This window comes from Elioraea sp., assembly GCF_051860475.1.
GTDB lineage: Bacteria > Pseudomonadota > Alphaproteobacteria > Acetobacterales > Acetobacteraceae > Elioraea.
This window is the reverse complement of the sequence record NZ_JBHYDW010000189.1, coordinates 1-6,865: the sequence shown is the minus strand read 5'-3', so window position 1 is coordinate 6,865 and position 6,865 is coordinate 1. Positions and strand designations below refer to the sequence as shown.

The following is a 6,865-nucleotide window of genomic DNA, read 5'->3' as shown; positions in this document are numbered from 1 at the left end:
CGGGAGGCGCGCCCTCCAGGGGGTTCCGGGGGGCCAATGGCCCCCCGGGACCCTTCCTTCAGATCACTTCGAGCGTAAGCCTAGCGGTGGGGTACACGCCGTTCTCGGCGGCGATGGCCATGGCCCGCCGCACCACCGCCTCGGCGTCCATGTCGTCGCGATCGATCAGCGCCCGCGCCGCGGCGAGCGCGTAGTTCCCGCCCGAGCCGATGCCGATCACGGCATCCTCGGGCTCCAGCACGTCCCCCGTGCCGGTCAGCAGGAAGGAGCGGTCCTTGTCGGCGACCGCCATCATCGCCTCGAGCCGGCGCAGGAACCGGTCGGTGCGCCAGTCCTTCGCCAGATCGACGCAGGCCCGTTCGAGCTGGCCGGGGAACCGCTCGAGCTTCGCTTCGAGCCGTTCGAGCAGCGTGAACGCGTCCGCGGTCGCGCCGGCGAAGCCCGCCAGCACGGCGCCGCCGCCGATCCGCCGCACCTTGCGCGCGTTCCCCTTCACCACGGTCTGGCCGAGGCTCACCTGGCCGTCGCCGGCCATGGCGACGCGCCCGGCCTTGCGGACGCAAAGGATGGTGGTGCCGTGCCAGCCGGTCGGGTCGTGGGTGCTCATGCTGTCCGGAGAGGTGTCCAAGGTCCCCGATAGATGGCCCGCCGCGCCCGCCGCAGCAACCCGCCCGCGTGGACGCCGCTGCGCCGCTTCGCTAGAACCCTGCCCATGATTCCCCCGCGCCGCGCCTCCATCCGCCGCGAGACGAGCGAGACGCGCATCAGCGCGACCGTCGATCTCGACGGCACCGGCACCGCCAGGGTCGCGACCGGGATCGGCTTCCTCGACCACATGCTGGTGGCACTCGCGCGGCATTCGATGCTCGACATCGAGCTTGCCGCCGAGGGCGACCTGCACGTGGACGCGCACCACACCACCGAGGACACCGGCATCGTGCTCGGCCAGGCGGTGGCGCAGGCGCTGGGCGAGAAGCGCGGCATCCGCCGCTACGGTGCCGCGACCGTGCCGATGGACGAGGCGCTGGCCGAGGCGGCGGTGGACATCTCCGGTCGCCCCTATCTCGCCTGGGATGTGACGTTTCCGACCATGAGGGTCGGCGAGATGGACACGGAGCTCTTCGTCGAATGGTTCCGCGCCTTCGCGACCAATGCGGGGATCACCCTGCACGTGACGCTGCGCGCCGGCGCCAACAGCCACCACATCGCCGAGGCCTGCTTCAAGGCGCTCGCGCGTGCGCTGCGGGAAGCTGTCGAGCCCGACCCGCGCGCGGCCGGCAGCGTCCCCTCCACCAAGGGCAGCCTGGTCGGGTGATGCGCGTCTGGACCGTGCATGTCCGCCAGGGCCACGACACCATCCTCGTGCGCGAGGGCTTCGCGGTGCTCGCCTTCCTGTTCCCGATGCTCTGGTTTCTGGTCAACCGCATGTGGCTGGTGCTGCTGCTCTACGTCGCGCTCGGCGCGATGCTCGGTGCTGCGACCCAGGCGCTGCCCGAGGCGGTGATCGCCGCCGGCGCGCTCACGGTGCAGCTGCTGGTCGGGTTCCACGCGCGCGACCTCCGGCGCTGGACCCTGCAACGCCGCGGCTGGCGCCTGCTCGGCGTGGTCGCGGCCAAGGGCGGCGAGGACGAGGCGCTTGCGCGGCTCTACGGCGGCCGGCCGGACTTGCTCGCCTGGAGCGCGGCGCGGGCGTGACCGGCAGCGTCGCGATCGTCGATTACGGCTCGGGCAATCTCCGCTCCGCCGCCAAGGCGTTCGAGCGGGTCGCCGCCGAGGCCAAGCGCAGTACGCAGGTGATCGTCACCGCCGATGCCGAGACGGTCGCGCGCGCCGACCGGATCGTGCTGCCGGGCCAGGGCGCCTTCGCCGACTGCCTCGCCGGGCTCTCCGCGGTGCCGGGAATGCTTGAAGTGCTGGGCGACGCAGTGCGCCGGCGCGGCGTGCCGTTCCTCGGCATCTGCGTGGGCATGCAGCTGCTCGCCGATCGCGGGATCGAGCACGGGGTGCACCAGGGCTTCGGCTGGGTCCCCGGCGAGGTGGTGCACATCCGAGACCTGCCCGGCCACGACCCCGCCGCGCATCTGCCCTATCCGCAGATGGGCTGGAACGCCCTGGCGTGGCGCGAGCCGGCTCACCCACTTCTGGAAGGACTTCCTCAAGCTTCCCATGTCTACTTCGTCCATTCCTATGCATTGGCTGCAGGGGACCAGACGGACGTGATTGCGGTGACCGACTATGGCGGCTCGGTCGTGGCCGCGGTGGCGCGCGGCCCCGTCGCGGGCGTGCAGTTCCATCCGGAGAAGAGCCAGGCAACCGGCCTGCGCATCCTGGCGAACTTCCTGGCGTGGAACCCGTGAGGAGGCGGCGCATGATGGAACGCAACGATCGCGGGACGCCGCCGCCGGAACTGCACCACGAAGCGCCGTCGACGCCGACCGCCCGCCCCGACGCGTCGGCGCCCGCGGTCGACCGCGCCCAGTCGCTGAGCGAGGCGGAACTGACCGAACTCGCCGAGGCCGCGGCCGCGGCGATCATGGACGGCGGCGGGTTCGGCTGGGTGAAGCCGCAGCCGCGCGACACGCTCGCGCGCTACTTCCGCGGCGTGCTGCTGGTGCCCGAGCGCAGTCTGTTCGTCGCCCGGCTCGACGGCACCATCGTCGGCGCGGCCCAGCTCGTTCGCCCGCCGCGCAACAACGAGGCACAGGCCTTCTCGGGCCAGCTGATGCACTTCTTCATCGCGCCCTACGCGCGCGGCCACGGGCTCGCACGGCTACTGATCCGGCGGGTGGAGGACTACGCCGCCGCGATCGGCGTGCGCGTGCTCAACCTCGACGTGCGCGAGACCCAGGAGACCGCCATCCACCTGTTCGAGGCGGCCGGCTTCGTCCGCTGGGGCACGCACCCGGCCTATGCCCAGGTCGGTGGCCGGGTGATCGCCGGCCACTTCTACTTCAAGCGTCTCGCACCGACCGCGCGGCGGCCCAAGGGCCCGTGACGCCGATCTCGGTCTATCCGGCGATCGACCTGAAGGACGGCGTGTGCGTCCGGCTCCGCCGCGGCGAGATGAGCGAGGCGACCGTCTATGCCGAGGACCCGGCCGCGCAGGCGCGCGCCTGGCAGGAGGCCGGGTTCGACTGGCTGCACGTGGTTGACCTGAACGGTGCGTTCGAGGGCCGCAGCGCCAATGCCGGCGCGGTCTCGGCGATCCTCGCGGCGGTGAGCATCCCGGTGCAGCTCGGCGGCGGGATCCGCGACATGGCCGGGATCGAGCGCTGGCTCGCCGGCGGGGTTCGGCGGGTGATCCTGGGCAGTGCGGCGGCCAAGAACCCGGAACTGGTGCGCCAGGCGTGCCGGGCGTTCCCGGGGCGGATCGTCGTCGGCATCGACGCGCGCGACGGATATGTCGCCACCGAGGGTTGGGCCGAGACCACGTCCATGCGCGCCCTCGACCTCGCGCTCGCGTTCGAGAACGCAGGCGTGGCGGCGATCGTGTTCACCGACATCTCGCGCGACGGCATGCTGGCGGGGCTCAATCTCGAACAGACCGAGGATCTCGCCTGGGCGCTGACCACGCCAGTGATCGCCTCCGGCGGCGTCGCGCGGGTCGAGGACATCGCCGCCGTGCGCGCGCGGGCCGAGGCCGGGATCGAGGGCGTGATCGTCGGCCGGGCGCTGTATGACGGCCGGATCAGCCCCGAGGAGGCGCTGCGGGCGGCGCGCGGATGACCGTGCGCGACCGCCACCGCACGCAGCCCGAAGAAACGAGGTGGGGGACCACGCTGGTCCCCCACACCCCCCGCACTACCGCGCCTCGTCCAGCCCCATCTGCCAGAAGCGGGCCTCGAGCCGGCATGCCGCCTCGAAGGTCCGCACCAGCTCGCCCCAGCGCGCCTCGGCGCCGCGCGCCGCACCGAGCCGATCGAGCCGCGCAATCGCCTCCAACGCGATGCCCTGGAACTCCGCGCCCCCGTACATCTCCTGCCAGGCGCGATACGGATTGCCCTCGCGCTTGAGCGCCGGGTCGGAGGCCATGCGCGCGCCGATCTCGGCATAGCCGATCACGCACGGCGCCAGCGCCACCTCCAGATCCAGCACGTCGCCCGCAAGCCCGCGCTCGAGCACGTACCTCGTGTAGGCCATGGTCTCCTCGGCCTCGGGCTCGGCCTCCATCGCTGGCTCGCCGATGCCCCAGCCGGCGCAGTACTGCACGTGCAGCCGCATCTCGTGGTCGATCAGCGCGTTCAGCGTCGCCGCCGCCCCGCGGATATCCGCCACCGTCGCGTGCTTGAACGCCGCCAGCGCGTAGGCGCGCGCGAAATGGATCAGGAACAGATAGTCCTGCATGAGATAGCGGCGAAATGCCGGCTCGGGCAGCGACCCGTCCGTCAGTCCCCGCACGAACGGATGGGCGACATAGGCCTCCCAGGACGGGCGCGCGGCCTCGCGCAGTCGGGCGAACAGCGTACCCGGCACGGCAATCGCATCCACGCGCTCAATCCTTCATCGCGTTGCGCGTCGCCTTGGGCAGCCGCACCACCAGCCCGTCCAGCTCCTCGGTCATGACGATCTGACATCCGAGCCGGGACGTCTCCTCCAGCCCGAAGGCGAGGTCGAGCATGTCCTCCTCGTCCTCGGTCGGGGTCTGGAGCAGCTCGAAATACGTCCGATCGACGATCACGTGGCAGGTCGAGCAGGCGAGCGAGCCCTCGCACGCGCCCTCGATATCGACGCCGTGGCGATGCGCGATCTCGAGCACGGAGAGCCCCAGCGGCGCATCCACCTCGCGATGCGTGCCGTCGCGCTCGATGAAGGTCATCTTCGGCATGCCACGTCCCGTCGTTCAGGCGGCCGCCAGGCCCTCATGCGCTGCGATCAGCGCGGCCGCCGCGTAGTCGATGTCGGCGGCCGAGGTAAAGCGCCCGAGCCCGATCCGCAAGGTGCGCGCTGCCTCGGCGTCGGTGAGCCCGAGCGCGCGCAGCACGTAAGAGGGCTCCACCTCGGCCGAGGAACAGGCCGAGCCGGTCGAGACGCAGAGATCGGGCGCGCGCGCCATCAGCTCCGCCGCCTCCGTGCGCGGGAAGGTCAGGTTGAGATTGCCGGCGATGCGCGCGCTGGCACTGCCATTCAGCCGGAGCCCCGGCAGCGCCTCGGCGAGGCGGCGATGCAGCGCGTCACGCAGGGCGCCGAGCCGCGCGGCCTCCTCCGCCATCTCGGCCGCGGCGATCCGGCACGCCTCGCCGAGGCCGACGATCAGCGGCGCCGGCAGCGTGCCCGAGCGCAGCCCGCGCTCCTGCCCGCCGCCCGAGAACAGCGGGCTCAGCCGCGCCCGCGGCCGCCTTCGCACATAAAGCGTACCCACCCCCTTCGGCCCGTAGAGCTTGTGGCCGGAGAGCGACAGCAGATCGACGCCGAGCGTACCGACATCGAGCGGGATCTTGCCCGCCGCCTGCGCCGCGTCGGTATGGAACAGGGCGCCCGCCCGCTTGGCGATCGGCACCAGGGTCGCGAGATCCTGCACCACGCCGATTTCGTTGTTCACGGCCATCACGCTGACCAGCAGCGTGCGGTCATCGACCATTGCTGCGAGCGTCTCCGGATCGAGCAGCCCGTCGGGCCGCACGGGCAGGAACACCGGCTCGAACCCTTCCGCGGCGAGGTCGGCGACGCTCTCGAGGACGCATTTGTGCTCGGTCGCCACCGTGATCACCCGGGTCCGCGCCGAGCCGTGCGCGCGCGCGAACCGGGCCGCGCCCTTGATGGCGATGTTGTTCGACTCGGTGGCACCCGAGGTCAGCACGATCTCGCGCGGCTCGGCGCCGATCAGCGCGGCGACCTGTGCGCGCGCCTGCTCCACCGCCGCCTCGGCGTCCCGGCCCATGCGGTGCTCGGCACTGTGGGGGTTGCCGAAGCGCTCGGTGAAGAACGGCAGCATCGACGCGACGACACGCGGATCGCAGGGCGTGGTCGCCTGATTGTCGAGATAGACCGGGCGGTTGCGGGGCGCGGGCGTGTCCATGCCCGGGATGTCGCGTCAGGCGGGCGCGGGTTCAACCATGCGCGCGAGCCGGGCTGCCATCGCCGCGTAGGCGTCGAGGAAGTGCGACGCCGCGTCGTCGGGCGCGTCCCACGGCAGACTGACGCGGATCGCGCTTCCGGCGAGGGCGCCAAGCCCCATGGCGCGCAGCACGTGGCTCTCCGCCACCTTGCCCGACGAGCAGGCCGAGCCGGCCGAGACCGCCACGCCGGCGAGGTCGAGCGCCATCACCTGGGTCGCGGCGGCCACTCCTGGCAGCGCGACGCAGACCGTGTTGGGCAGGCGTGGCGCACCCATGGCGATCGGCACCGCGGCCGGCACGCGCCCGGCCAGACCGGCGAGGATGGCGTCGCGCAGCACCGTCAGCCGTGCCGCCCCGCCCGACGCACGCCACGCCTCGGCGGCCTTGGCCGCAGAGGCGAATCCGGCGATCGCGGGCAGCGGCTCGGTGCCGCCGCGCATGCCCCGCTCCTGCCCGCCGCCGCGGATCAGCGGCCCCGGCCACCAGCCCGCGGCCAGCAGCAGCGCGCCCGCGCCCTTCGGTCCACCCGCCTTGTGCGCCGAAAGCGCGATCGTGTCGGCCCCAAGCGCGCCGAGGTCGCCGAGCGGCAGCCGCCCCGGCGCCTGCACCGCATCGACATGGAGCCGCGCGCCGAAGCGCCGGCAGACCGCCGCGACCTCGCCGATCGGCTGGAGCGTGCCGGTCTCGTTGTTCGCCAGCATCACCGCGACCACCGCCGGGCGCGCATCGGCGGCGAGCGCGCGTTCCAGCGCGGCGCGCTCGACCACGCCGGCGTGGTCCACCGGGATGAGCGCGGCGTCCGGCACCGC

10 protein-coding genes are annotated in these 6,865 nt (G+C 72.7%); 5 read left to right on the top strand and 5 right to left on the bottom strand.

The features are described 5' to 3' along the window. Positions 1-58: 58 nt before the first annotated feature. The gene (gene hslV, locus ACTIFU_RS21555; RefSeq protein ID WP_439580380.1) at positions 59-607 is read right to left on the bottom strand and encodes an ATP-dependent protease subunit HslV; all 549 of its coding nucleotides are present in this window, start codon (positions 605-607) and stop codon (positions 59-61) included. A 105-nt stretch (positions 608-712) separates the two neighbouring features. On the opposite strand from hslV, the gene hisB reads away from it, so the two are divergent. The 5 genes from hisB to hisA are packed head-to-tail and all read left to right on the top strand — an operon-like array spanning position 713 to position 3,726. Continuing rightward, the gene (gene hisB / locus ACTIFU_RS21550) at positions 713-1,315 is read left to right on the top strand and encodes an imidazoleglycerol-phosphate dehydratase HisB (protein WP_439580382.1); all 603 of its coding nucleotides are present in this window, start codon (positions 713-715) and stop codon (positions 1,313-1,315) included. Continuing rightward, the gene (locus ACTIFU_RS21545) at positions 1,315-1,695 is read left to right on the top strand and encodes a DUF2628 domain-containing protein (RefSeq protein ID WP_439580379.1); all 381 of its coding nucleotides are present in this window, start codon (positions 1,315-1,317) and stop codon (positions 1,693-1,695) included. The genes hisB and ACTIFU_RS21545 overlap by 1 nt, the downstream gene beginning before the upstream one ends. Further along, positions 1,692-2,357 carry an imidazole glycerol phosphate synthase subunit HisH gene (gene hisH / locus ACTIFU_RS21540; RefSeq protein ID WP_439580378.1) on the top strand — a complete coding sequence of 222 codons (666 nt, stop codon included), beginning with the start codon at positions 1,692-1,694 and terminating at the stop codon, positions 2,355-2,357. The genes ACTIFU_RS21545 and hisH overlap by 4 nt, the downstream gene beginning before the upstream one ends. A 14-nt stretch (positions 2,358-2,371) precedes the next feature. Further along, the gene (locus ACTIFU_RS21535; protein ID WP_439580381.1) at positions 2,372-2,995 is read left to right on the top strand and encodes a GNAT family N-acetyltransferase; all 624 of its coding nucleotides are present in this window, start codon (positions 2,372-2,374) and stop codon (positions 2,993-2,995) included. Further along, on the top strand, positions 2,992-3,726 hold the full coding sequence (gene hisA / locus ACTIFU_RS21530) for a 1-(5-phosphoribosyl)-5-[(5-phosphoribosylamino)methylideneamino]imidazole-4-carboxamide isomerase (RefSeq protein ID WP_439580377.1): 735 nt from the start codon (positions 2,992-2,994) through the stop codon (positions 3,724-3,726). Before ACTIFU_RS21535 ends, hisA begins: the two co-directional genes overlap by 4 nt. Positions 3,727-3,801: 75 nt before the next feature. On the opposite strand, the gene tenA is transcribed toward hisA, so the two are convergent. The 4 genes from tenA to ACTIFU_RS21510 all read right to left on the bottom strand — a co-directional run. Beyond that, complete coding sequence (gene tenA / locus ACTIFU_RS21525) at positions 3,802-4,488, bottom strand: thiaminase II (RefSeq protein ID WP_439580376.1); 687 nt, start codon at positions 4,486-4,488, stop codon at positions 3,802-3,804. A gap of 4 nt (positions 4,489-4,492) precedes the next feature. Beyond that, positions 4,493-4,825 carry a ferredoxin family 2Fe-2S iron-sulfur cluster binding protein gene (locus tag ACTIFU_RS21520; RefSeq protein WP_439580375.1) on the bottom strand — a complete coding sequence of 111 codons (333 nt, stop codon included), beginning with the start codon at positions 4,823-4,825 and terminating at the stop codon, positions 4,493-4,495. Between the two features lie 15 nt (positions 4,826-4,840). Continuing rightward, positions 4,841-6,016: a cysteine desulfurase family protein gene (locus ACTIFU_RS21515; RefSeq protein ID WP_439580374.1), complete on the bottom strand. Its 1,176-nt coding sequence runs from the start codon at positions 6,014-6,016 to the stop codon at positions 4,841-4,843. Between the two features lie 15 nt (positions 6,017-6,031). Continuing rightward, positions 6,032-6,865 (bottom strand): cysteine desulfurase family protein (locus ACTIFU_RS21510; RefSeq protein ID WP_439580373.1); only part of this gene is annotated, 834 nt, incomplete at its 5' end.

Excerpts from the sequence above, each read along its gene's own strand:
- ACTIFU_RS21535 (WP_439580381.1), top strand. The coding sequence starts at position 2,372 with ATGGAACGCAACGATCGCGGGACGCCGCCGCCGGAACTGCACCACGAA.
- ACTIFU_RS21545 (WP_439580379.1), top strand. The coding sequence starts at position 1,315 with ATGCGCGTCTGGACCGTGCATGTCCGCCAGGGCCACGACACCATCCTC.
- hslV (WP_439580380.1), bottom strand. The coding sequence starts at position 607 with ATGAGCACCCACGACCCGACCGGCTGGCACGGCACCACCATCCTTTGC.
- hisB (WP_439580382.1), top strand. The coding sequence starts at position 713 with ATGATTCCCCCGCGCCGCGCCTCCATCCGCCGCGAGACGAGCGAGACG.
- ACTIFU_RS21515 (WP_439580374.1), bottom strand. The coding sequence starts at position 6,016 with ATGGACACGCCCGCGCCCCGCAACCGCCCGGTCTATCTCGACAATCAG.
- ACTIFU_RS21520 (WP_439580375.1), bottom strand. The coding sequence starts at position 4,825 with ATGCCGAAGATGACCTTCATCGAGCGCGACGGCACGCATCGCGAGGTG.